This window comes from Streptomyces sp. NPDC046557, from assembly GCF_040645975.1.
Taxonomy (GTDB): Bacteria; Actinomycetota; Actinomycetes; order Streptomycetales; family Streptomycetaceae; genus Streptomyces.
Genome location: NZ_JBEYZH010000002.1, coordinates 686,845 through 710,459, shown reverse-complemented (window position 1 = coordinate 710,459; position 23,615 = coordinate 686,845). Strand labels below are relative to the sequence as shown.

Here is a 23,615-nt window from a genome sequence, read left to right as displayed (position 1 = left end):
CCGCCGCCTGGATCTCCAACTGCGCGGGCGTCGGCAACGGTGCCGTTCACCTTCACGCTCATGGAATCCCCCTGTGCTTCCGCACCTGTCGAACACCCGGCCCAACTGGCGCTGATCAGGTGGTATTCCCGGCGCTCCGCGGATGTGTCACCTCCGCGGCAGGTGCCGGCTCCCTTACGGGTGAACGCGCCCCCGGTGTCGTTCCGGCCCGCCACGAGCCCCCGTTGGACCGGGCATGAACCGCACCCGCACCGCCGCCCTCGTCCTCACCGCCGCCCTGGCGGCCCTCGCCCCCGCCCTCGGCCAGTCCGCCGCCACCGCGGCACAGGGCACCTTCCTCCAGGACCCGGCAGGCGACGAGAAGGCGATGAAGTCGATGTGGACGAAGGACGACATGCACAAGGTGGAAGCCCAGTTCCGCCTCTACCCGAACATCCAGTACAAGACGGTGACCCGGACCGAATCGAAGGGCGGCCAGCAGTGGGAGCGGGAGGTTCCCGACCCGAAGACGATGTCCTGGACGCCCTCGTTCGAGTTCGCGTGGTCCGTCGCCGACTCCAAGCTCGTCAAGAAGGCGGTGACGACGAAGGACGGCAAGCACCCGATCGTCGTGCACGCCGTGCTGCGCACCGCCGGACGGGCGACGGCGGCGGAGGTGGACCAGGAGCTGACCGGCCGGCCCGCCACGGGCCGGGTCAAGGTCCCCGGCGGGAAGCGGATCGCCTGCGACAGCGGCGAGTACACGGTGGAGTGGTCGGTCACCCGGTCCGGATACGGGACGCTGCGGGGAACCCTGCACTGGGATTCGAGCTGCGAGCAGTACCGTACGGCGTTCTCGGACGACAACGGGCGGATCCACTGAGGGGCGCGCCCCGGGAAGGCCGGCCGCCCGCGCACCTTGTGGGTGGTCGCCGGACGGCTGGGCCGCGGCCTCGGATCAAGGGCCGTGGAAATCATCATGCCGCATGGGGTGGATGCGGAGCGAGGCGAAGGCCCCCTGATGCGGGGGGAGTTCGCCCGGGATCGGCCGGACCGCGGGACACCTGCCGGTCGGTGAGGGCTGAGCGCTGAGGGCTGACGCGCTGAGACCTCGTGGGACGGTGGCGACGGCGACCGTGATGGTCATGGCCGTGGCGACGGCCGTCGGGGGCGGCCCGATCAGTGCTGCTTGCGGGCCGCGTTCGCCTTGGAGGCGATGTCCTCCAAGACGCTCTTCGCGTCACCCGTCGGTTCCACCGCACGGCCGATGTTGCGCTTGATGGTGTCACTGACCGTCACCCAGGACGGGTCGTTCACCGGGTAGAGCTGGGCCCCGCGCAGCGCGGTCAGGAACTGCTCGTCGTTCTTGTCGATGCCGCCGCCGGAGGGGGTGCGGGAGGCGCTGACGGTCGCGGGGAGCAGGTGGTAGCGGCTCGCGAAGTCCGACAGGTACTTGTCCTGGTAGACGAAGTCCAGGAACGTTCCGATCTCGGCACGCTTGCCGTTCTGCTTGAACGCCATCATCCAGTCCGCCACGCCGACGGTGGGCGGGATCTCGCTCGCGCCGAGGGTGTCGGAGACCGGCATCGGAACGGCGCGGACCTCGATGTTCTTGGCGCGCGCCTCGTAGGCGAGCGACGGGTAGCCGTTGACCATGCCGACTTCGCCGCGCAGGAACGCGGCGAAGGCGTCGGCGCGGTTGAACTGCGACGGGGAGCCCGGCCCGGTCAGCCCGGGGGTGACCAGGCGGTCCTTGATCCACTTGAAGGTCGCGATGTTCTGGTCCGACGCGAGGCTGTAGTTGCCGCTGCTGTCGGCGTAGCCGCCGCCGTTGCTCAACTCCCAGATCAACGCCTCGGCGTGCGCCTCCTCCGGACCCAGCGGCAGAGCGAAGGGGATCTTCACCCCCTTCTCCTTGAGGGCCTTGGCGTCGGTCTGCAGATCGGCCCAGGTCTTGGGCGCCGCGCTGATTCCGGCCTGCTTGAACAGGGTGTCGTTGTAGAAGAGCAGGCGGCTGCTCGCCACGAAGGGCAGGCCGTAGAGGGTGCTGCCGACGGAACCGGCCTCGGTGAGGGGCTGGAGAAAGTTCGCCTCCGCGGTGACGGTGAGGAGTTCGTCGGCGGAATAGAGCTTGCCCTGCGCCGCGAAGTCCGAGTACGAACCCATGAGGGCCATGTCCGGCGCGTTGCCGGCCTTCACCATGCGGGAGACCTCGCGGTCGATGTCGGCCCAGGGCAGCAGTTGCACCTCGACCTTGAGGTCGGGGTGGGCGGCGGTGAAGTCGTGCGTCACCTTGTCCCAGTAAGCCTTGGAGCTGGTGGCCGAACTGTCACCGTATTCCGCCGCGACGAGGCGCAGCGTACCGCTGTCACCTGTGCCTCCGCCGGAACTGCCGCAGCCTGCGAGAGGTATCAGTAGACCGATCACGGCCGCACCGGCGGTCGGGCCGAATATTGTTCGTCGCACGGGTGGATTCCCCTGATTTTCTTGTGATTCCCGGTGTTACTAATGAGTTACTCCGGGCCGAGGTGTCCTTCCGTGGCCCGTTGGCCGGAATTCTCTCCTGACGGCAGGGCGGTTGGTCCCATTGGGGCGGCAGTTGTGTTCAATGCTCCAACTGGCCTTATTCCTTATGGTGTTTTCCGATATGCGATCCAGAATTTCGACGCGCGTAGACATGGGGAAACGCCCGTTTCCGTTGGAAACGGGTCAGGCGAGAGGGAGGGGGAGAGGAGAGGGCGAGGAAGCAGACAGCGGCCGGGACTAGTCGGCGAACTCGCCCGCGTACGGGTCGGGCTCGCCCGTCTCGGGGTTGCGGCCCTCCTGCCAACGGCGCTGCGCCTTGCGCCAGTGCACGAAGCTGAGGTGCCCGCCGTCCCAGAACGTGATGCTGACGGGGCTCACGTCGAAGTCGTCCGAGCAGAGCCGGTAGAGGAATTCCGCCATGCCGTACGGATAGACCGCGAACGATTCGGCGGTGTGGCGCCCGACGACGAGGACGGGCCAGCGGTCCGGGTCGGGGTCGGTGGTCAGCCAGCACAGGATGTCGGAGCCACCGGTGACGCCCCACGCGATGATCGACTCGGGGTCCACGTCGAAGGCGGTCCGGCCGCCCTCGGTCTCCCACACCTGCCGGGCGTTCTCGGTCTCCTCGGCCATCTCGGCGGGGGCCCACTGGAGTCCGGGCTTGGGGAGCGGAAGCAGGATGTCGGCCTCGCCGTTGATGGAGCCGGAGCCGAAACGGCCCATGAACGCGATGAAGTCGGCGGGGAACCGGGTCCCCCAGGCCGCTTCGACGGCGGGCCAGTCGATGTCCTCGTCGGCGCCGTGCGTCGCGGGCATGATCTGCTCCAGTGCCTTGACCGCAACGTTCTCCGTCATGCCGCTCCCCTGCCACCACCCCAGCTCAACCGCCCCAACCTACCCCCGGGGGCGCGCGCCGCCTAGCGGCCGTCTCGACTGTCGGGCCGTACGTCCACCCGGGTGCCGGCGCGCAGGCCCCACCGGGCCATGGCGCCGGCCGCGGCCTCCAGGACGTGCCGGGCGCGCGGGCGGGGCAGGCCGAGGCGGCCGGGGGGCATCGTGGTCACGGCGATGACGGTGAGGTTCCGGTCCAGGTACGCCACGTCGATGGGGAAGCGCATACGGAAGGTGTGCACACTGGCCGCCGGGGTCAGCAGCAGGGCGCCGGTGATCCCGTCGCGGCCGAGCAGGCCCCGGGTGCGGGACCGGTACGAGGCGGCGATCTCCAACGGGACTTCCGGCAGGACTTCCGGCGGGACCTCCGGTCGGGCCGGGTCGGCGCGGGCCGGAGCCCCCGGCCGGGTCCCGGGCGCGGTTCCCGCCGGGCCGCCGATCCTGAGGGTGGCCCTACCGTCCGTCCAGTGCCGCCTGATCGCCATGCCGGTCAGGGTAGGGGTCGATGGGCCCCCGGGCCCATGCCCGTGCCGCCCGCCGGGGCCTACGGTCTGCCCATGGGCCTGGCCGTGATCATCCTCGCCGCCGTGTACGGCGTGACCGGTGGGCTGCTGCTGCCCCGCGCCGCCTACCGGCTGTCCGTGGAGCCGGAGCAGCCCTGGCGCGACCGCTGTCCCGAGGGCCACCCCCTGCCCGGCCGGCTCGGCCTCGCGCGCTGCCCGGGCGGTGGAGGGTCACCCGTAGGGACCTACCCGGCCGGACCCGGCGGGGCGCCACCCGCGCGGCCGCATCCGTACGGGCCCTCCTCCGCCCGCACCGCCGCACTGACCGGCGCGGTCTGCGCCGCCCTGGCCGTGGCCGGCGGGCCCCGCCCCGAGGTGGTCGCCTTCGTGGCGCTCGCCCCCGCCCTGGTCCTGCTCGGCCTGGTCGACCTGGCGGTGCACCGGCTGCCCGACCCGCTGACCCTGCCGCTCGCCGCGCTGACCGCCGCGCTGCTCGGCGGCGCGGCCCTGCTGCCGGGCGCCGCCGGGTCGTGGCGGCTCGCGCTGCTCGGCGGGGCCGCGCTGGGAGGCTCGTACCTCGTGCTGTTCCTGATCAATCCCGCCGGGATGGGGTTCGGCGACGTCAAGCTGGCGCTCTCGCTGGGGGTCGCTCTTGGGTGGTACGGGTGGGGGGTATGGTTCGCCGGAACGTTCCTGGGCTTCCTCTACGGCGCCGTATACGGCCTCGCCCTTGTGCTGCGCGGCCGTGGTGAGGCGCGGACGGCCTTCGCGTTCGGCCCCTTCATGACCGCCGGCGCACTCACGGGATTGCTGCTGGGCGAATTCGGAGCGTAGTCATTCCGCGCCGATGCACGCAGGACGCTTTACGAAGGGTTATGGTGGAACCCCCCCCTCGGGCCGGTCCGTATCCCCCCCACGGACCGGCCCGTTTTTCTTTTCTCCCCACCCCCGCGGGCACCGCCGCGAAAGCGCAGGTCAGTGCCGCGGGCGCGACGCACGTCAACCCCGCTGGGCCCAGATGTTGGTGCCGGGCGTGGAGACGGCGTGGGAATCGATCTCCTCCAGCTCCTGCGCGGTCAGCGGCGGACCGGCCAGCGCGGCCACGTTCTCCTCCAACTGCGCCACGCTCGACGCGCCGATGAGCGCCGAGGTCATCCGACTGTCCCGGAGCACCCAGTTCAGCGCGAGCTGCGCCAGCGACTGCCCGCGCCGGGCGGCGATGTCGTTCAGGCCGTTCAGGCGCCGCACCACGTCGTCCGAGAGCAGGTCCGGGTTCAGGGACTTGCCCTGGGTGGCCCGCGAGCCCTCCGGGATGCCCTTGAGGTACTTGCCCGTCAGCAGACCCTGTGCCAGCGGCACGAAGGAGATGCAGCCCATGCCGGCGTCCTCCAGCACGTCCAGCAGCCCGTCCTCCTCCGTCCAGCGGTTGATCATGGAGTACGAGGGCTGGTGGATGAGGGGGCGCACGCCCATCTCGACGAGGATCCGCGCCGCCTCGGCCGTCTGCTCGGCCGTGTACGAGGACACGCCCACGTACAGCGCCTTGCCCTGCCGGACCGCGGACGCGAGGGCGCCCATGGTCTCCTCCAGCGGGGTCTCCGGGTCGAACCGGTGCGAGTAGAAGATGTCGACGTAGTCGACGCCCATCCGCTTGAGCGAGGCGTCGAGCGAACCGAGCAGGTACTTGCGGCTGCCCCACTCGCCGTACGGGCCGGCGTGCATCAGGTAGCCGGCCTTGGTGGAGAGCACCAGTTCCTCGCGGTGGGACGCGAAGTCCTGCGCGAAGATCTTGCCGAAGTTCAGCTCGGCCGAACCGGGCGGCGGGCCGTAGTTGTTGGCGAGGTCGAAGTGGGTGACGCCGAGGTCGAAGGCCCGGCGCAGAATGGCACGCTGCGAGGTCAGCGACTTGTCGTCGCCGAAGTTGTGCCACAGGCCCAGGGAGATGGCCGGGAGTTTGAGGCCGCTGCGGCCCGTGCGGCGGTACTCCATGGAGTCGTAGCGCGAGGGCTCTGCCCGATAGGGATTGGTATCAGTCACGTTGTCCTCCCTATCACGGACCTGTGACCGGCCGAGTTGGGTACCCGATCCCGCCGCGCAGTAATGTGGCGGGCTCGGGGGTAGGACCGCAATCCGCACGGGGGACGCACGGAGGGGCTGGAAGATCGTGAAGCTGCGCGACCTGGTGTACAGGCTCTACGCACGCCGGGTGGAAGGCCGCCTCGACCACGACGCGTCGCCCAAGCACATCGGCGTGATCCTGGACGGGAACAGGCGCTGGGCGAAGGCGTCCGGAGGGACGACGGAACAGGGCCACCAGGCCGGGGCCGACAAGATCTCCGAGATGTTGGGCTGGTGCACCGAGACGGACGTCGAGGTCGTCACCCTGTGGATGCTGTCCACCGACAACCTGGACCGGCCGGAGGTCGAACTCCGTCCGCTGCTCAACATCATCGAGAACACCGTGCGGGGCCTCGCCGCGGACGGCCGCTGGCGGGTCCACCACGTCGGCAACCTGGACATCCTCCCCGCCGGCACCCAGACGGTGCTCAAGGAGGCCGAGCAGGCCACGCACGACGTCGACGGGATACTCGTCAACGTCGCGGTCGGCTACGGCGGCCGGCAGGAGATCGCCGACGCCGTCCGCTCGCTGCTGCTGGAGCACGCCGAGAAGGGCACCTCCTTCGAGGAGCTCGCCGAGGTCCTGGACATCGACCACATCGCGGAACACCTCTACACACGCGGCCAGCCCGACCCGGACCTGGTCATCCGCACCAGCGGCGAGCAGCGGCTGTCCGGTTTCATGCTGTGGCAGAGCGCCCATTCGGAGTACTACTTCTGCGAGGTTTTCTGGCCGGCCTTCCGCAAGGTCGACTTCCTGCGGGCGCTGCGCGACTACGCCGCGCGCCACCGGCGGTACGGCACCTGACGAGCCGGGACCCGGTTCCGGCCACCTGACACCCCCTCGGCCCCCTCTGGGGGCACCCCTCCACGTCGCGAAGCCTTCACCAGCGCTTCACCGAGCGTCCGTCATATGCCATGGCATGGGCGCGCCGGTTCGAGGGCATACCCCTAGCAGGTCGACGCCCGATCCACGGGTGTCGAGTCTCAGCGGACGGCATGGGGCCGTCCGCCCGGGAGGCCCTTTGCACCAGGACGCGCGTGCGGTTCGCACGGACGAAGTGGAGGGCCGGAAATCGGCCCGCGCATGGGTGCCGATGACCGGTCCGGTCTTCATGGCCCGACCTCTTCCGAGGGGGTACGTCCTTCCGTGGTGACCAGCACAAAGCGCCGCCTGCCCGACAGGCGGACCTACGTCCTCGACACCAGCGTCCTGCTGGCAGACCCCAACGCGGTCTCCCGCTTCGAAGAGCACGAGGTCGTGCTCCCGATCGTGGTGATCACCGAGCTGGAGGCCAAGAGGCACCATCCCGAACTCGGATACTTCGCGCGCCAGGCCCTGCGCCTGCTCGACGACTTCCGGGTTCGCTACGGTCGCCTCGACGCCCCCATCCCGCTGGGCGATCTGGGCGGAACCCTGCGCGTCGAACTCAACCACTCCGACCCCGGCGTCCTGCCCGCGGGCTTCAGGCTGGGAGACAACGACTCCCGCATCCTGGCCGTCGCCCGCAACCTCCAGGCCGAGGGCTACGACGTCACGGTGGTCTCGAAGGACCTGCCGCTGCGCATCAAGGCATCCTCCGTGGGGTTGCTCGCCGAGGAGTACCGGGCCGAGCTGGCGATCACCGACAGCGGCTGGACCGGCATGAGCGAGCTCGCGCTGTCCGGGGAGCAGGTCGACCTGCTCTTCTCGGAGGAACGGCTCTACGTGCCGGAGGCGGCCGAACTGCCGGTGCACACCGGGCTCGTCCTCCAGTCGGAGCGCGGCAAGGCACTCGGCCGGGTCACGGCGGACGGAAACGTCCGTCTCGTGCGCGGCGACCGCGAGGCGTTCGGATTGCACGGCCGCAGCGCCGAGCAGCGCATCGCGCTGGACCTGCTGCTCGATCCCGAGATCGGGATCCTCTCGATGGGCGGGCGGGCCGGCACCGGCAAGTCGGCACTGGCCCTGTGCGCCGGCCTGGAGGCGGTGCTGGAGCGCCGGCAGCACCAGAAGGTGATGGTCTTCCGGCCGCTGTACGCCGTGGGCGGGCAGGAGCTCGGCTACCTGCCGGGCACCGAGGCCGAGAAGATGAGCCCCTGGGCGCAGGCGGTCTTCGACACCCTCTCCTCCGTCGCCGGGCGCGAGGTCATCGAAGAGGTGCTGAACCGCGGGATGCTGGAAGTCCTGCCGCTCACGCACATCCGCGGCCGTTCGCTGCACGATGCCTTCGTGATCGTGGACGAGGCCCAGTCGCTGGAGCGCAACGTCCTGCTGACCGTGCTGTCCCGGATCGGGGCCAACTCGCGGGTCGTCCTGACCCACGACGTGGCGCAGCGGGACAACTTGAGGGTCGGCCGGTACGACGGGGTGGTCGCCGTCGTTGAGAAGCTCAAGGGCCATCCGCTGTTCGCTCACGTCACGCTGACGCGTTCCGAGCGCTCCCCGATCGCCGCGCTCGTCACTGAGATGCTGGAGGCGCTCTGACCCCGGGGAAGCGGTAACCGCGGAGACGAAAAGGGGCAGAAACCCCATAGGCGGAGAATGAGTTGACGCCGCCCGGCGCAAGGCGCAGCAGCCTAGTCGGGCGGCGTCGTGCTGCACAGGTCTTCGGCGAAATCAGGGGCGTTCCGGCAGGTGTGACCTTTCCCACGCAACGTGGAATTGCCCTGCGGCGTCGTGGTCCGGCAGAGTCTGCTTTCCGTCAGGCCCCGCATACGGCACTCCTGTACCTCTCGCGAGGTACACGTACACCAACAACTCCAGAGCCGGTCGCCGTATGCCGCCCGAGCTAGCCGGCAACCCCCGCGAGGGAGTTGCCCCGGGCCCGAGCCTCCAGTGACCGCGGATTCATGGAGGCCAGTGTCGAGGGGCACTATTGCGCCGCGCGGTCACTGCGGACGCTGCTGGAAGGACACCGTGTGAGCCGGATCTCGGTCCGGGGGTTCGCAGTGGCTTCGGCCACCGCGGTCACCACCGTCGGCGCAGTCGTGGGCGTTGCGGCGGGCGACGCCACCCCGAACAATCTCGAAACGACCGCCGCCGGAACGACTCTTCTCACTGACATCCCGGTCGGCGACCAGGCGCAGGTCCAGAGCGCGTCCCTGACGCAGCAGGCCGACTCCATCGCCCACGCCGCCGAAGCCGACGCCCAGCGCTCGGCCGAGGAAGCGGCGCGCATCCAGGCGGCGCACGACGCCAAGGCGAAGAAGACGGACGCCGAGGCGGCCGCGGCCAAGAAGAAGGCCGAAGACGAAGCGAAGAAGCACGAAGAGGAGCAGGTCGCCAGCCGCTCCGCGACGCGCAGCGCCGGCGACTTCGCCGTCCAGGGCTCCTACACGGTCGCCCAGGTCAAGGACATCGCCCGACAGATCGTGCCGGCCGGTCAGTTCCAGTGCTTCTCGAACATCATCAACGAGGAATCGACCTGGAACTACCAGGCAGTTAACTCCTCCTCGGGCGCCTACGGCCTGGTCCAGGCTCTGCCCGGCTCCAAGATGGCCTCGGCCGGCGCCGACTGGCGCACCAACCCGGCCACGCAGATCCAGTGGGGCCTGGGCTACATGAACGACCGCTACGGCAGCCCGTGCAGCGCCTGGAGCTTCCACCAGGCCAACGGCTGGTACTAGGCCGTCCCGGTCTCACCTCGTCCCGGGAAACTTGGTCCCGGCGATCAACCTCGGGGAGCCCCGCACCGTCCTACGGTGCGGGGCTCCCCGCGTGTACGGTCGGGCGAGTGGGTCCGCGCGCGGGGGGAAAGGGAACGACATGACGAAGAGGGCAGGCTGGCTCGGCCGGCTCGGCAGAGGGCTCAGCCAGATCGGCGCGCGCCTCGACGAACGGCGGGCCGAGGTCGAGGCGGAGACCGCCGTCGACGTCCCCGTCGTGGTCCCGGCCCCCGTCGACGGGCCGGTGCCCGCGACCGTGATCGCACCCGGCGGCGACTCCGGTTGGCGGGAGCGGCCCGATCCGGTGACGGTCATCCCTTGGGGGATGCGGGTGGCCGCCGAAGCCAGTTGGCGGCTGCTGCTCCTCGCCGGGATGCTGTGGGTGCTGATGAAGGTGATCAGCGAGGTCCGCCTCGTGGTCCTCGCCTTCTCCGCCGCCCTGCTCGTCACCGCGTTGCTCCAGCCCTTCGTCGTGCGGCTGCGGCGGCTCGGGCTGCCGCGCGGGCTGGCCACGGCCGTGACCGCGATCCTCGGCTTCGTCGTGATCGGGTTGGTCGGCTGGTTCGTGGTGTGGCAGGTCATGGAGAACCTCGACACCCTCTCCGCCCGGGTGCGCGAGGGCATCGACGAACTCAAACTCTGGTTGCTGGACAGTCCGTTCCACGTCACCGAGAAGCAGATCAACGACATCGCGAAGAGCCTCACCGACACCATCGGCACCAACACCGAGCAGATCACCTCCGCCGGCCTGCAAGGCGTGACGGTCCTCGTCGAGGTGCTGACGGGCATCCTGCTCTCGATGTTCTCGACCCTCTTCCTGCTCTACGACGGCAAGCGCATCTGGACCTGGGCGCTCGGCCTGGTCCCGCGTGCGGCCCGCCCCGGGGTCGCGGGCGCCGGCCCGCGCGCCTGGCGCACCCTGACCGCGTATGTCCGGGGCACCGTGCTCGTCGCCCTCATCGACGCCGTGTTCATCGGCCTCGGGCTCTACTTCCTCGATGTCACGATGGCGGTGCCGCTCGCCGTCTTCATCTTCCTTTTCGCCTTCATCCCGCTCGTCGGCGCGGTCGTCTCCGGGGCGCTGGCCGTGGTGGTGGCCCTGGTGACCCAGGGCCCGTTCATCGCGCTGATGGTCCTGCTGGTGGTGCTGGCGGTGCAGCAACTTGAGGGGCACGTGCTCCAGCCGTTCATCCTGGGCCGTGCCGTACGGGTACACCCCCTCGCCGTGGTGCTGGCGGTGGCGGCCGGCGGGATGGTCGCCGGCATCGGCGGCGCGGTGGTCGCCGTACCGCTGGTCGCCGTCACCAACACCGTTGTGGTGTACCTGCGGGCGTACTCGCGCGACCAGCAGCGCGCCGCGGCCATCGCGACGGGCCCGGGCCCGCACGGCGCCACGGCCCTCCCCCGCTCCGAAGCCGAAGAGGGCACGAACGCCCAGGACCCCCGCCGCCGGTGACGGCTGCGGGGGTCCTGGGGGTCGTACCCGTGCGGATCGTTACTCGGCGGCGAGGGCGGCCTCGGCGTCGAGGGTGACGGCGACGGCCTGGATCACCGAGGCGATCTTGAAGGCTTCCTGGACCGTCTCCCGGCCGATACCGGCCTTGCGCAGCACCTGCTCGTGCGAGTCGAGGCACTGGCCGCAGCCGTTGATCGCGGAGACCGCGAGCGACCACAGCTCGAAGTCGACCTTCTCCACGCCCGGGTTGCCGATGACGTTCATCCGCAGGCCGGCGCGCAGGGTGTTGTACTCCGGGTCGGACAGCAGGTGCCGGGTCCGGTAGAAGACGTTGTTCATCGCCATGACCGCGGCGGCGGACTTGGCGGCGGTGTACGCCTCCGGCGACAGGGCCGCCTTCGCCTCCGGCTCCAGCTCACGCAGGACGCGCGGGGAACGGGCGGCGATCGCGCAGGCCAGGACCGTGCCCCACAGCTGCTGCTGCGGGAGGTCGCTGTTGCCGATGACCGAACCGAGGTTCAGCTTCAGGTCCTTGGCGAAGTCCGGTACGGCGGCCTTCAGGGAGTCGAGGGACATCGCTCACTCACCGGCCAGCAGTGCGCCGGCGTCCAGGGTGCCCTCGCCCTTGTTCCAGTTGCAGGGGCACAGCTCGTCGGTCTGCAGGGCGTCGAGGACCCGCAGGACCTCCTTGGGGTTACGGCCCACGGAACCGGCGGTCACCATCGTGAACTGGATCTCGTTGTTCTGGTCGACGATGAAGACGGCGCGCTGGGCGAAGCCGTCCTCGCCCTGCACGCCACAGGCCCGCATGAGTTCGTGCTTGGAGTCGGCCAGCATCGGGAAGGGCAGGTCACGCAGGTCGGCGTGGTCCTTGCGCCAGGCGTGGTGGACGAACTCGGAGTCGCCGGAGACGCCGAGGACCTGGGCGTCGCGGTCCTGGAACTCCTCGTTGAGCTTGCCGAAGGCGGCGATCTCGGTCGGACAGACGAAGGTGAAGTCCTTCGGCCAGAAGAACACCACGCGCCACTTGCCCTCGTAGGTCTTGTGGTCGATCTGCGCGAACTCGTTGCCGGCCTCGAGCGAGACGCAGGCCGTCAGATCGTAGGTGGGGAACTTGTCACCGACAGTGAGCACGTGCTCTCCTTGCAGACAGGAAAGTACCCCTTTTGGGGGCTTTCCAAGGGGGTTGGACGGATCTCACATGCTGGCACAGCTGCATTGATTACGGAAATAGCTACTCTTGTGGCTGGTGATCGGAGGTGCCTATCAGTGGCTATGGGTAATAGGGGAGCGAAGCTCGGACCCAAGAACGGAGCGGCCCGGCAGGCGACGCTCGCGCAACTGCGCGCCTTCGCGGCCGTCGCCGAACACCTGCACTTCCGGGACGCCGCCGCGGCGATCGGGATGAGCCAGCCGGCGCTGTCCGGGGCCGTCTCCGCCCTGGAGGAGGCCCTCGGCGTGCGGTTGCTGGAGCGCACCACCCGCAAGGTGCTGCTCTCCCCGGCCGGCGAGCGGATCGCCGCCCGGGCGCGGGCCGTGCTCGACGCGATGGGCGGACTGCTGGAGGAGGCCGAGGCGGTGCGCGCGCCGTTCACCGGGGTGTTGCGGCTCGGCGTCATCCCCACCGTGGCCCCGTACCTGCTGCCGACCGTTCTCGGGCTGTTCCACCGCCGCTACCCCCGGATGGACCTCCAGGTGCACGAGGAGCAGACGGCCTCGCTGTTGGAGGGGCTGGCCGCCGGGCGGCTCGACCTGTTGCTGCTCGCGGTACCGCTGGGAGTCCCCGGTGTCACCGAACTACCGCTGTTCGACGAGGACTTCGTACTCCTCGCGCCCCGCGAGCACCCGCTCGCCGGACGCAAGGATATCCCCCGCGAGGAACTGCGCGAGTTGCAACTCCTGTTGCTCGACGAAGGCCACTGTCTGCGGGACCAGGCGCTCGACATCTGCCGCGAGGCGGGGCGCACGGCCGGCGCGGACGTCACCACGACCGCCGCCGGGCTCTCCACGCTCGTGCAGCTGGTGGCCGGAGGGCTCGGGGTCACGCTCTTGCCGCGTACGGCACTGCGCCTGGAGACGGCCCGCAACGAGCACCTGGCCACCGGGTACTTCGCCGAACCGGCCCCCTCGCGGCGGATCGCGCTGGCCATGCGGACCGGCACGGCCCGACAGGAGGAGTTCACCGCCATCGCCGCCTCCCTGCGCGAGGCGGTCCGCCCGCTCCCGGTGTGGCTGACGGACTGACGGACTGACGGACTGACGGACTGACGGGCTGACGCGCGGACCGGGACGCCCCCTAGTCGGACGCCCCCTGGTCCGACGGCTTCGGCGGGCGGCCGCGCGGCGGGATGGGGGCGACGCCGCCCGGGAGGCGACCGGACTCGGACAGGGCGCGGCGGAGCAGGAACTCGATCTGGGCGTTCGCGCTGCGCAGCTCGTCGCCCGCCCAGCGCGCCAGCGCCTCGTACACCTGCGGGTCCAGCCGCAGCAGCACCTGCTTGCGCGCCTGGCGCCCCGCACGCGCGCCCCGCTCCGGTTCCTCGGCCGGGCCGGGTCCGGAGCGGGGCGCGTCGCCGGCGGGACTCACTGGTAGAGGGTCCCGGTGTTGAGGACGGGCTGGGCCGCGCGATCACCGCACAGGACCACCATCAGGTTCGAGACCATGGACGCCTTGCGCTCCGGGTCCAGGTCCACGATCTCCTTCTCCGCCAGGCGGGTCAGGGCCAGCTCCACCATGCCCACCGCTCCCTCGACGATCTGCTTGCGGGCCGCCACGACGGCCCCCGCCTGCTGGCGCTGGAGCATCGCGGAGGCGATTTCGGGAGCGTACGCGAGATGCGTGAAGCGGGACTCGATGATGTGCACGCCCGCCGCCTCGACGCGGGTGGAGAGCTCCGCCGCCAGCTTGCGGGTGATCTCCTCGGCGTTGCCGCGCAGCGAGAGGCCGCCCTCGTCGTGGGCGTCGTAGGGGTACTCGATGGCGATGTGCCGGACGGCCGTCTCGGTCTGCGTCTCCACGAATTCGGTGAAGTCCTCGACCTCGAACACCGCGCGGGCCGTGTCCTCCACCCGCCACACCACGACCGCCGCCAGCTCGATCGGGTTGCCGTACGCGTCGTTGACCTTGAGGACGTTCGTCTCGTGGTTGCGGACGCGGGTGGAGATCTTCTCGCGGGAGGTGAGCGGGTTGACCCAGCGCAGGCCCTCCGTCCGGATCGTCCCTCGGTAGCGGCCGAAGAGCTGTACGACGCGGGCCTGCCCGGGCGCCACCGTGTTGAGCCCGCTCATCGCGAAGACGGCCGTGATGTCCAGCAGCACGCCGGCCAAGATCAGCGCCACCTTGAGGGCGTCGACCCCCGTCATCGAACCGAGGACCACCAGGCCCGTACCGGCCGCGAGGCCCGCGAGACCGAGCAGCAGCGCCGGGCCGCCGCCGATGCTGTGCGCGGTGAACTCACGTATCACGGCGGGGGATACGGCGGGAGACACACCGGTGGCGTCCGATTCCGTCGCCGATGAAGTGGTCATGGTCTGCCCCCGTTTGTCGGTGATGTTCGGCCGCGATCGGCCGGACCTTCTAGCAAAGTGATAGCACTTTTTACGTCCACCGCAACCCTTCGGGCCTCCTGAGCGTCGGTTCCAGTGGTGTGGGTGCTGATTCTCACGTCCGAAATGACCAGATTTGGTCAGGGTTAGCCAACCTTTGTCACAGCCTGCGGTGTTAGTTTTCTGAGCTGACGTCGGGGGGGTAATCGAGCGGAGCGGGAGCGATGAGCCGAGCAGGAGCGCGACGGGCGCAGCAGCAGCGCGGTGCGCGGAAAGCGCCGAGCGGGCGCTCAGACGGGCGCGCGGGCAAGGCGGCCGGCAAACGCACCGGCATACGCCGCTTCTTCACCTGGAAGAAGATCCTCGGCGCGTTCTTCGGGATGATCCTGCTCCTGGTAGCCGGGGCGTTCGCCGCCTACTTCCTGGTGGACCCCCCGGACCCCAGGAGCGACGCGGTCCTCCAGAGCAACACCTACAAGTACGCCGACGGCTCGATCATGGCGCGCACGGGTGACAAGAACCGTGTCATCGTCCCGATCGACAAGATCCCCGAAGACGTGCGGACGGCGTTCATCGCCATCGAGAACAAGTCCTTCTACAAGGACAGCGGCGTCGACGTCATGGGCATCGGCCGCGGCCTGTTCAACACCCTCCGCGGCAAGGGGACGGCCGGCGGCTCGACGATCACCCAGCAGTACGTCAAGAACTACTACCTGACCCAGGACCAGTCGGCGACCCGCAAGCTGCGCGAGCTGGTGATCGCCATCAAGGTCGACCAGCGCATGTCGAAGAACGACATCCTCGCCGGCTACCTGAACACCAACTTCTACGGCCGCAACGCCTACGGCATCCAGGCCGCCGCCCAAGCCTTCTACGGCGTCGACGCCGACAAGCTCACGCTCGCGCAGGGCGCCTACCTCGCCGCGGTCATCCAGGCCCCGAGCCAGTACGACCTGGCGTTCGCGGGCCCGAACGGCCGGCATCTCGTGACGCTCCGCTTCAACGCCGTCCTCGACAACATGGTCGATATGGGCGAGCTGGACCCCGCCAAGCGCAAGACGATCCAGCTCCCGGAGCCCATCAAGCCCAAGCCCGCGCCGGGTATGGACGGGCAGAAGGGCTACCTGATCCAGGCCGCCAACGCCGAGCTGAACGCCCACGGCGTCAAGGACGAGCAGATCGCGGCCGGCGGCTGGACCTTCACGCTCAACATCGACAAGAAGAAGCAGGCCGCCATGGAGCAGGCGGTCCAGGACAAGCTGGAGTCCCAGCTCAAGCGCAAGGACGTCGAGGGACGGCCGCAGGACCAGAGCGTGCAGGCCGGTGCCACCTCCGTGGACCCGAAGACCGGCGCGATCGTCGCGATGTACGGCGGCACGGGACTGAGCGAGAAGTACAACAGCAACGCGCTGCGCACCGACTTCCAGCCCGGCTCGACCTTCAAGCCGGTCGTGCTGGCCACCGCGCTGGAGACGGGGGCGACCACCCAGGACGGCCGCAAGATCACCCCGAACACCCTCTACGACGGCACCAGCAAGCGCCCCGTCGTCGGCAGTTCGGTGCCCTTCGCCCCGCAGAACCAGGACGACCGGAACTACGGCGACCCGATGCTCACGGTGCAGGAGGCCACCAACTCCTCCGTGAACTCCGTCTACGCCCAGATGATCGTGGACGCCAAGCCGGCCAGTGTGAAGAAGCAGGCCCTTGCCCTCGGAATGCGGGACCGCGACGGCTGGCCCGAGGACAAGCCGGCCATGTCGCTCGGCACCATGAGCGCCAACACCGTGGAGATGGCCGGCGTCTACGCCACCTTCGACAACCACGGCAAGAAGGTCACCCCGACCATCATCAAGAAGGCCGAGCGCAAGGACGCCCAGTACAACCCGGGCAGCCCGATCGGCGGCCAGGTCCTCAGCCGCAAGAGCGCCGACACCGTCACCAAGGTGCTCACCGGCGTCGTCGCCGACGGTTCGGGCAGGGCCGTGAAGAGCGACGTCTACCAGGCCGCGGGCAAGACCGGCACCACCGAGTCCAATGTGGCCGCCTGGTTCACCGGTTATACCCCGGAGCTCGTCACAGTCGTCGCGATGTTCGGCGAGGACCCCAACACCCACGGCCAGGTCACCCTGACCGGTACCGCCGGCGGTGGCCGCGCGGGCGGCTCCAGCTTCCCCGCCGAGATCTGGAAGGCGTACACCACCTCCGTCCTCAGCGCGGTGAGCACGGACGAGTTCGACCTGTCGGACGCGGACATGGGCCCCGTCCAGGCGCCCACCCGCAGCGCCGCCCCCACCAAGGACGCGAGCCCGACCGCCACGGCCACGGGGACCAAGTCGCCGACGGCCACCACGAGCCCGACGAAGAGCATCGACCCGAGCGGCCGCACCAAGGATCCGACGAAGACCGCCGATCCGACCAAGCCGACGAAGGACCCGACGAAGGCACCGGATCCGACGCAGTCGTTCATCTTCCCGCCGGCGCAGGAACAGCAGCGCCAGCCCTGACGGCCCGGTGAAACGGACACCGCCCCGCGACGATCACGTCGCGGGGCGGTGTCGTATCAGCGGTGTCGTATCGGCGCTGGGGTACCGGCCGTGTCGTGGCCGGGGCGACTCAGCCCACGTCGCCGCCCGGCAGCGTCAGCTCGAACCAGACGACCTTTCCGCTGCTCAGACGGGTGGCGCCCCACCGGCGGGCCATCCGGTTGACGAGGAACAAGCCGCGGCCGCCCTCGTCGGTCTCCCGGGCCCGGCGCTGGCGGGGCAACTGCGGGGAGTCGTCGCCGACCTCGCAGCGCAGCACGTCCGTGCGCAGCAGCCGCAGGGTCACGGGCCGCTCGGCGTACCGGACGGCGTTCGTCACCACCTCGCTGACCAGCAGCTCCAGCGAGTCCTGGAGCTCCTCCAGACCCCAACGGGCCAGCGCGCGGCGGGCGAGGCGGCGGGCCCGGCCGGGAGCGGTCTCCTCGGGGTCCAGGGACCAGTACGCCACGTCACTGGGCGCGATCCCGTCGAAGCGGGCCGCGAGCAGCGCGATGTCGTCGTCCCGGTCGCCGGGGCCGAGCATGTCCAGCACGTCGTCGCACAAGGCCTCCAGCGGCGGCGGGTGGTCCACGCCGGTCAACTGCGCGGTGGTGGCCAGCCGCTCCCGCAACTGCTCGATGCCGGTCCAGACGTCGCGCAGCCGGGACTCCACCAGCCCGTCGGTGTAGAGCAGCAACGTGGCGCCCGCCGGGGCGTCCAGCTCCACCGCCTCGAAGTCCACGCCGCCGACGCCGATGGGGGCGCCCGGCGGTACGCGCAGCACCTCGGCGCGCCCGCCCAGGTGCAGGAGCACGGGCGGGGGATGGCCGGCGTTGGCGATGGTGATCCGGTGCGAGACGGGGTCGTAGACCGCGTAGAGGCAGGTGGCCATCCGGTCGGAACCCAGGCGCTGGGCCTGCTCGTCCAGGTGGTGCAGGACCTCGGCGGGCGGCAGGTCCAACTGCGCCAGGGTCTGGGCGGTGGTGCGGAGCTGCCCCATGATCGCGGCGGAGGTCATCGAGTGGCCCATGACGTCACCGACGACCAGCGCGACGCGGCTGCCGGGCAGCGGTATGGCGTCGTACCAGTCGCCGCCGACCCGGGCCGTCTCGGCGGCCGGCAGGTAGCGGGAGGCGAGGCGCACCCCGGTGGGCTGGGGGAGGCTGTCGGGCAGCATGGTGCGCTGGAGTTCGTCGGCGATGTACGCCTCCCGGCCGTACAGCACCGCCTTGTCGATGCCGAGCGCGGTGTGCGTGGCCAACTGCGCGGCGACCAGCAGGTCGTTGGTCTCGAAGGCGGGCCGCTCCGGGGTACGCAAAAACACCGCCGCGCCGATCACCCGGCGGCGGCCGCGCAGCGGCGCGAGGATGGCCCGCTGCCCGCGCGGTACGGGATGGTCGCCGCCCAGCAGCTCCGACAGGGCGTCCTTCGCGGCGACGGAGGACCCGAACACCGGGCGGACGCCGCGCAGCACCTCGGCGAGCGGGCCGCCCGGCCGGATCTCGCACAGCTCGGCGGCGGGCAGGTCACCCTGCGGGCCGACCAGCGGGAGCCGGCTGAAATCGAGTTCACCGCCGGAGCCGCCGGAGTCGCCGGACCCGGCCGCGCCCGAACCACCCGCTCCGGCGAAGTCGCCACCCGTCAGGTCGTCGAGGGGCCGGAGCCGGTCGGTGCGACGCAGCCTTAAGACGACCGGGCCGACGGGACGCTCATCACCGACCGGCAGCGGATCGCGCAGGTAGACGAGGATGGCGTCGGAGAAGGTCGGCACGGTGGCCCGGCACAGGCCGAGCACGATCTCGTCGAGGTCGATGCCGCGCGCGATCCTGCGGGTGGCCGCGCCGACGAAGCGCAGCCGGTCGCCTTCGCGGCGCGCGGTGCCGACGTCCGCCGTCCCGCCGCCCGGTACGCCGCCGCCCGGTACGGGGCCGCCCGGTACGGGGCCGCCGGGTACGAGGCCCCCCGCACCGCCGGCTCCGCCGTCGGCCGCCCCGGGGCCGCCCGCGCCGCCCGGGGCGGACGCCCCGTCGACGGCCGGCCGGCCGCTCCCGCCGCCGCCCCGGGGCCGGGGCAGTTCGGCGGACCGGCCGGGGGCGCGGGCGCCGTCCGGGTCCCCGGCCGTGTTCTGCGCATAGGTGCGCACGGCCTCGGCGGCCACGATCGGGGCCTTGCCGTGGCCGGCGTCATCCGTACCTCCGCCGGAGGCGACGGGCTGCGGGCCCTCCTGGGAGGTGGGGTACTCCGTCACGCGTGGATTTCCGTCCGTCTGCGCTCGATGTGCGCTGCACTCAACTCGGTTCAGTCGCGGTATACCCGCTCAGCGGCAGGGGCACCACCGCCCCGAGGTTCCGCGTCCCGCTCGTTACCTCACCTCGCGTCGGTCTGGCCCAAGTCCCCTGTGCGGCACGTCGATTACGGATGTCCGGCCCGGCGGGGGACGATCCTACGGTCGCACCCCGGGGGCGCATCAAGGGTCTCATGACGTCATATGCGCGGGGGTGCGGTCCCAGTCCTCGGGCAGAACCGGAACGGGCCATCGTGGATCGGGTCGCCAGTCCCGCCAGCCGTCCCGGAACGGGGGACCCCACTCCTTGACCACCTCCACCGCCGCGCGGCCCGCCTCCCGCACCCGGTGGGCCAGCGACGCGTCCACCAGCCCGACCCGGCGCGCCTGCGCGAACTCGTCCTCGTCGAGCCACACCCAACTGCGGTCGGGGTAGACGGCGATGTCGAGGAAGTGGTCCACCGAGTCAACGCCGCCGGACCACCGCGTCCGGGGCTCCTCCAGGTTCACGTACCAGTTCTTGAACCGCCAGCCCCGCTCCCAGAACAGCCACACCGACCACGGCTCACCGGGCCGTGCCAGCTTCAGCACGCCCGCCCCGAACCAGCGCGAGCGTACGGTGGTCCGCGGCGCCGTGTAGCGGGTGGCCAGGGGTTCCGCGTGCACCGGGGTGCCGTCGGCGAGCACCGGCTTCACGCACTCGGTGCCGGGCGCCATCCACACCGCCAGCAGTTCGTCGGTGTCGCGCACCACCGTAACCGGCCGGCAGATGTGCACGGGGCCGCCCCGCCCCGGGGCGTGGTCGCGGTAGCGCCAGAGGATCTGCTCCCCGGGCGCCCAGCGCGGCCGCGGCACCCCGTCCGCGATCCCGGCCGCGGGCCCGTCCGCCGCGCCGAGCGCGGGGCCGTGTGCGACGCCGTCCCCGCGGCCTCCGGTACCTGTCATGCGCAGATCTTAGGGCGGGGGCCCGTACTTGTGCTGCGGTGCAGGTCACGGACCTGTCCGAGGACGGGAAACGACCGAAACCGGACCCCGTCCCCGGCGCTTTTCATGGCCGGGTCATACGGAGCACGTCCAATGCCTCGTCCAACTGGTCGAGGGTGAGCGCGCCCCGGTCGACGTAGCCGGATTCGAGTACGACTTCCCTGATCGTCTTGCGTTCCGCGAGGGCCCGCTTGGCCACCTTGGCGGCCTCCTCATAGCCGATGTAGCGGTTCAGCGGGGTCACCACGGAGGGCGAGGACTCGGCGTACTCCCTGGCCCGCTCGGAGTTGGCGGTGATCCCGTCCACCGTCCGGTCGGCCAGCAGCCGGCTCGCGTTGCCCAGCAGCCGGATCGATTCGAGCAGGTTCCGCGCCATCAGCGGGATCATCACGTTGAGCTCGAAGTTGCCGGACGCCCCCGCCACGGCGACGGCCGCGTCGTTGCCCGTCACCTGCGCGGCCACCATAAGGACGGCCTCCGGGATGACCGGATTGACCTTCCCCGGCATGATCGAGGACCCCGGCTGGAGATCCGGGAGATTGATTTCGGCCAATCCGGTGCGCGGACCGGAGGCCATCCAGCGCAGGTCGTTGCAGACCTTGGTGAGCGAGACGGCGATCGTACGGAGCATTCCCGAGGTCTCCACCAGGGCGTCCCGGGCGCCCTGGGCCTCGAAGTGGTTCCGCGCCTCGGTCAGCGGCAGTCCCGTCACGGCGGCCACCTCCGCGATCACCGCGGCGGAGAACCCGGGCGGGGTGTTGATCCCGGTGCCCACGGCCGTTCCGCCCAGGGGCAGTTCGGCGAGCCGGGGCAGGGCCGCGCGCAACCGCTCGACGCCGTAGCGCACCTGGGCCGCGTACCCGCCGAACTCCTGCCCCAGGGTGACCGGGGTGGCGTCCATCAGGTGCGTGCGTCCGGCCTTGACCACCTGGGCGAACTCGGCGGCCTTGCGCTCCAGCGCGGTGGCGAGGTGCTCCAGCGCCGGGATCAGTTCGCCGGTGACGGCGGCGGTCGCCGCGATGTGCACGGAGGACGGGAAGACGTCGTTGGAGCTCTGCGAGGCGTTGACGTGGTCGTTGGGGTGCACCGGGCGGCCGAGCCGCTCGCTCGCCAGCGTGGCGATCACCTCGTTGGTGTTCATGTTGGACGAGGTCCCGGACCCGGTCTGGAACACGTCGACGGGGAAGTGCTCGTCCCAGCGCCCCTCGGCCACCTCCTCGGCGGCGGCGTGGACCGCCTCGGCGATGTCCTCGTCCAGCACGCCGAGCCGGGCGTTGACCACGGCGGCCGCGGCCTTCACGCGGGCCAGTGCGGCGATGTGGGCCCGCTCCAGCCGATGTCCCGAGACGGGGAAGTTCTCCACCGCGCGTTGGGTCTGGGCCCGCCACTTGGCGTGCGCGGGGACCCGAACCTCGCCCATGGAGTCGTGCTCGATCCGGTACCCCTCGGGGCCGTCCGTGTCCTGCCGGTCGTCCGTCATGTCGATGACCTCCTCAAAAAGTTGAGCAATTGTCTTGTTCGAAGTGTTCCCAACTCCCCTACCGGCCAGTAAATACCGGGGGTAACACCGATACCGGGGAGGCGTTCATGGCACGTGCCCGTACGAAACCCAGGCTCAGATCTACCTTCGCCGCCGTCGCGGCGATCGCGGCCGCCCTCGGGGGCGTCACCGCCATCACCCCCATGGCCCAGGCGGCACCCGTCGCCGGACCGGCGGTCACCCCCCTCTCGCCCGAACTGGAGGCCGTCCGGGCGGCCGAGGCCACCAAGATCTACGGGGACCCGGCCATCCGCCCGCTCGCCGACCGCAAGACCGGCCTGATCTCGCTCGGCGACAGCGAGATCTCGGGTGAGGGCGTCGGCAATTACGACCCCGCCACCAACACCTCCACCAACCAGTGCCACCGCTCGCCCGACTCGGCGATCCACCGCACGGGCATCCCCGCCGACTTCACCTTCAACGTGGCCTGCTCCGGCGGCTACACCGGAAACATCCGGATCGGCGGCAGCAAGCAGTACCCCGACGAACCGGTGCAGAGCGACAGCCTGGCCGTCAAGGCCCGCAACACCCGGATCAAGATGGTGCTGCTGGTCGCCGGAGCCAACGACGACCTCCAGTTCGGCCCCGTCATGACGGACTGCGTCACCCGCTGGGTGCTCAGCCAGGGCACCTGCGAGCCCAAGTACGGCCCCGGCTGGCAGGCCCGTGTCGACGGCCTCAAGCCCAAGGTCGAGGCGACCGTCGCGGACCTCAAGACGGTCATGCGCGACGCCGGCTACGCCGACTCCGACTACAAGTTGGTCGTAATGGGCTACCCGAGCCCCATCGGCCCCGACTTCAACGACAACCCGACCTTCCCCGGCAAGCTCCCCGGGGGCTGCGCCGGCTACGACTCCGACGCCGCCTGGGGCCGCAACTACGCGGTGCCCACCTTCGAGAAGGGCATGCGCGAGGCGGCCCTCGCCTCCGGCGCCACCTACCTGGACAACTCGCGGCTCTTCCACGGCCACGAGGTGTGCATGGAGGACGCCTGGGCCCGCGGCCTCTACCTCGACCTCGGGGACCACTTCCCGTGGGACGAGAACACCGCCCGGCAGTCCTTCCACCCCAACTACCGCGGCCACGGCGCCTTCGCGTCCTGCCTGACCCAGCTCTACGACTCCGGCCTGCGTGAGGCGTCCTGCGCCGACCCGGCGAGCACCGGGACCCCCGTCCTGACCGCCGGCGCCTGGGACTCCCTCTACCGGCCCCTGAAGAACGAGGCGACCGGCAACTGCCTCGACACCTTCGGCGGCTCCAGCGCCAACGACACCAAGGTGGTGGGCTGGGACTGCCACGGCGGCCGCAACCAGGGCTGGTGGTACGACACCGCCCGCAAGGCCCTGCACACCGAACTGACCCAGGACCGCTGCCTGGACGCCCCCGGCGCCGCCTACGGCAACGGCACCGCCCTGATCATCTACAACTGCCACGGCGGCGCCAACCAGCAGTTCGTCCGCGACGGCGCCACCCTGCGCCCCGCCGCCGCCACCGGAATGTGCCTGACGGTCGCCGCCCCGCACGAACCGCTGCGGCTGCAGACCTGCAACGGCTCGCCCAACCAGCGCTTCGTCTGACCCGCCCCGCACACCCCCACACCCGGCCGGTCCCCGGCCGG

The 23,615-nt window shown here is 70.7% G+C and carries 20 protein-coding genes; 9 read left to right on the top strand and 11 right to left on the bottom strand.

Annotated elements, in window-relative coordinates; all coding sequences use genetic code 11:
- Nucleotides 1-235 precede the first annotated feature (235 nt).
- Entirely contained in the window at nt 236-862 is a 627-nt protein-coding gene (locus ABZ934_RS08435; protein WP_361310058.1) for a hypothetical protein, read from the top strand.
- 296 nt (nt 863-1,158) lie between these two features.
- Here ABZ934_RS08435 and ABZ934_RS08430 read toward each other — a convergent pair whose 3' ends face one another.
- From ABZ934_RS08430 to ABZ934_RS08420, 3 genes are all read right to left on the bottom strand, one after another.
- Nucleotides 1,159-2,445: an extracellular solute-binding protein gene (locus ABZ934_RS08430; protein ID WP_361310056.1), complete on the bottom strand. Its 1,287-nt coding sequence runs from the start codon at nt 2,443-2,445 to the stop codon at nt 1,159-1,161.
- A 297-nt stretch (nt 2,446-2,742) separates the two neighbouring features.
- Nucleotides 2,743-3,360, bottom strand: a complete 618-nt coding sequence (locus ABZ934_RS08425; protein WP_361310053.1) for an SMI1/KNR4 family protein — start codon at nt 3,358-3,360, stop codon at nt 2,743-2,745.
- A 62-nt stretch (nt 3,361-3,422) separates the two neighbouring features.
- The gene (locus ABZ934_RS08420; protein ID WP_361310331.1) at nt 3,423-3,875 is read right to left on the bottom strand and encodes a DUF192 domain-containing protein; all 453 of its coding nucleotides are present in this window, start codon (nt 3,873-3,875) and stop codon (nt 3,423-3,425) included.
- Nucleotides 3,876-3,953: 78 nt separating this feature from the next.
- Between ABZ934_RS08420 and ABZ934_RS08415 the strand changes: the two genes are divergently transcribed.
- Nucleotides 3,954-4,733, top strand: coding sequence for an A24 family peptidase (locus ABZ934_RS08415; protein WP_361310050.1), 780 nt, complete (start codon nt 3,954-3,956; stop codon nt 4,731-4,733).
- Between the two features lie 165 nt (nt 4,734-4,898).
- On the opposite strand, the gene mgrA is transcribed toward ABZ934_RS08415, so the two are convergent.
- On the bottom strand, nt 4,899-5,936 hold the full coding sequence (mgrA, locus tag ABZ934_RS08410) for an L-glyceraldehyde 3-phosphate reductase (protein ID WP_361310048.1): 1,038 nt from the start codon (nt 5,934-5,936) through the stop codon (nt 4,899-4,901).
- A gap of 127 nt (nt 5,937-6,063) precedes the next feature.
- Here mgrA and ABZ934_RS08405 point away from each other — a divergent pair, with 127 nt between their 5' ends.
- The 4 genes from ABZ934_RS08405 to ABZ934_RS08390 all read left to right on the top strand — a co-directional run bounded on the left by ABZ934_RS08405 (nt 6,064) and on the right by ABZ934_RS08390 (nt 11,121).
- Complete coding sequence (locus ABZ934_RS08405; protein WP_361129235.1) at nt 6,064-6,825, top strand: isoprenyl transferase; 762 nt, start codon at nt 6,064-6,066, stop codon at nt 6,823-6,825.
- A 342-nt stretch (nt 6,826-7,167) separates the two neighbouring features.
- The gene (locus ABZ934_RS08400; protein ID WP_361310045.1) at nt 7,168-8,484 is read left to right on the top strand and encodes a PhoH family protein; all 1,317 of its coding nucleotides are present in this window, start codon (nt 7,168-7,170) and stop codon (nt 8,482-8,484) included.
- Between the two features lie 434 nt (nt 8,485-8,918).
- A complete protein-coding gene (locus tag ABZ934_RS08395; protein ID WP_361310042.1) occupies nt 8,919-9,626 on the top strand; it encodes a transglycosylase SLT domain-containing protein in 708 nt (235 codons plus the stop codon).
- A 139-nt stretch (nt 9,627-9,765) separates the two neighbouring features.
- Complete coding sequence (locus tag ABZ934_RS08390) at nt 9,766-11,121, top strand: AI-2E family transporter (RefSeq protein ID WP_361310040.1); 1,356 nt, start codon at nt 9,766-9,768, stop codon at nt 11,119-11,121.
- A gap of 39 nt (nt 11,122-11,160) precedes the next feature.
- Here ABZ934_RS08390 and ABZ934_RS08385 read toward each other — a convergent pair whose 3' ends face one another.
- Nucleotides 11,161-11,697 carry an alkyl hydroperoxide reductase gene (locus ABZ934_RS08385; RefSeq protein WP_361310037.1) on the bottom strand — a complete coding sequence of 179 codons (537 nt, stop codon included), beginning with the start codon at nt 11,695-11,697 and terminating at the stop codon, nt 11,161-11,163.
- 3 nt (nt 11,698-11,700) lie between these two features.
- Nucleotides 11,701-12,255, bottom strand: a complete 555-nt coding sequence (locus ABZ934_RS08380; protein ID WP_361310035.1) for a peroxiredoxin — start codon at nt 12,253-12,255, stop codon at nt 11,701-11,703.
- 141 nt (nt 12,256-12,396) lie between these two features.
- On the opposite strand from ABZ934_RS08380, the gene ABZ934_RS08375 reads away from it, so the two are divergent.
- Nucleotides 12,397-13,365 carry a hydrogen peroxide-inducible genes activator gene (locus ABZ934_RS08375; RefSeq protein ID WP_361310329.1) on the top strand — a complete coding sequence of 323 codons (969 nt, stop codon included), beginning with the start codon at nt 12,397-12,399 and terminating at the stop codon, nt 13,363-13,365.
- 52 nt (nt 13,366-13,417) lie between these two features.
- On the opposite strand, the gene ABZ934_RS08370 is transcribed toward ABZ934_RS08375, so the two are convergent.
- Complete coding sequence (locus ABZ934_RS08370; RefSeq protein WP_361310033.1) at nt 13,418-13,708, bottom strand: hypothetical protein; 291 nt, start codon at nt 13,706-13,708, stop codon at nt 13,418-13,420.
- Nucleotides 13,705-14,649, bottom strand: coding sequence for an SPFH domain-containing protein (locus ABZ934_RS08365; protein WP_361310031.1), 945 nt, complete (start codon nt 14,647-14,649; stop codon nt 13,705-13,707). The genes ABZ934_RS08370 and ABZ934_RS08365 overlap by 4 nt, the downstream gene beginning before the upstream one ends.
- A gap of 242 nt (nt 14,650-14,891) precedes the next feature.
- On the opposite strand from ABZ934_RS08365, the gene ABZ934_RS08360 reads away from it, so the two are divergent.
- A complete protein-coding gene (locus ABZ934_RS08360; RefSeq protein WP_361310029.1) occupies nt 14,892-17,171 on the top strand; it encodes a transglycosylase domain-containing protein in 2,280 nt (759 codons plus the stop codon).
- Nucleotides 17,172-17,280: 109 nt separating this feature from the next.
- Here the strand turns inward: ABZ934_RS08360 and ABZ934_RS08355 are convergent, their stop codons facing one another.
- The 3 genes from ABZ934_RS08355 to ABZ934_RS08345 form a co-directional block, all read right to left on the bottom strand.
- Complete coding sequence (locus ABZ934_RS08355; protein ID WP_361310026.1) at nt 17,281-19,437, bottom strand: SpoIIE family protein phosphatase; 2,157 nt, start codon at nt 19,435-19,437, stop codon at nt 17,281-17,283.
- A gap of 228 nt (nt 19,438-19,665) precedes the next feature.
- Nucleotides 19,666-20,418: a DUF402 domain-containing protein gene (locus tag ABZ934_RS08350; protein ID WP_361310024.1), complete on the bottom strand. Its 753-nt coding sequence runs from the start codon at nt 20,416-20,418 to the stop codon at nt 19,666-19,668.
- 103 nt (nt 20,419-20,521) lie between these two features.
- Nucleotides 20,522-21,937: a class II fumarate hydratase gene (locus ABZ934_RS08345; protein ID WP_361310021.1), complete on the bottom strand. Its 1,416-nt coding sequence runs from the start codon at nt 21,935-21,937 to the stop codon at nt 20,522-20,524.
- Between the two features lie 107 nt (nt 21,938-22,044).
- Here ABZ934_RS08345 and ABZ934_RS08340 point away from each other — a divergent pair, with 107 nt between their 5' ends.
- Nucleotides 22,045-23,574 (top strand): ricin-type beta-trefoil lectin domain protein, encoded by a 1,530-nt coding sequence (locus ABZ934_RS08340; RefSeq protein WP_361310018.1) that lies wholly within the window; start codon nt 22,045-22,047, stop codon nt 23,572-23,574.
- Nucleotides 23,575-23,615 lie beyond the last annotated feature (41 nt).

Coding starts and splice junctions, on each gene's coding strand:
- ABZ934_RS08435 (WP_361310058.1), top strand. CDS start 236: ATGAACCGCACCCGCACCGCCGCCCTCGTCCTCACCGCCGCCCTGGCG.
- ABZ934_RS08425 (WP_361310053.1), bottom strand. CDS start 3,360: ATGACGGAGAACGTTGCGGTCAAGGCACTGGAGCAGATCATGCCCGCG.
- ABZ934_RS08415 (WP_361310050.1), top strand. CDS start 3,954: ATGGGCCTGGCCGTGATCATCCTCGCCGCCGTGTACGGCGTGACCGGT.
- ABZ934_RS08390 (WP_361310040.1), top strand. CDS start 9,766: ATGACGAAGAGGGCAGGCTGGCTCGGCCGGCTCGGCAGAGGGCTCAGC.
- ABZ934_RS08385 (WP_361310037.1), bottom strand. CDS start 11,697: ATGTCCCTCGACTCCCTGAAGGCCGCCGTACCGGACTTCGCCAAGGAC.
- ABZ934_RS08375 (WP_361310329.1), top strand. CDS start 12,397: ATGGGTAATAGGGGAGCGAAGCTCGGACCCAAGAACGGAGCGGCCCGG.
- ABZ934_RS08365 (WP_361310031.1), bottom strand. CDS start 14,649: ATGACCACTTCATCGGCGACGGAATCGGACGCCACCGGTGTGTCTCCC.
- ABZ934_RS08360 (WP_361310029.1), top strand. CDS start 14,892: ATGAGCCGAGCAGGAGCGCGACGGGCGCAGCAGCAGCGCGGTGCGCGG.
- ABZ934_RS08350 (WP_361310024.1), bottom strand. CDS start 20,418: ATGACAGGTACCGGAGGCCGCGGGGACGGCGTCGCACACGGCCCCGCG.
- ABZ934_RS08345 (WP_361310021.1), bottom strand. CDS start 21,937: ATGACGGACGACCGGCAGGACACGGACGGCCCCGAGGGGTACCGGATC.
- ABZ934_RS08340 (WP_361310018.1), top strand. CDS start 22,045: ATGGCACGTGCCCGTACGAAACCCAGGCTCAGATCTACCTTCGCCGCC.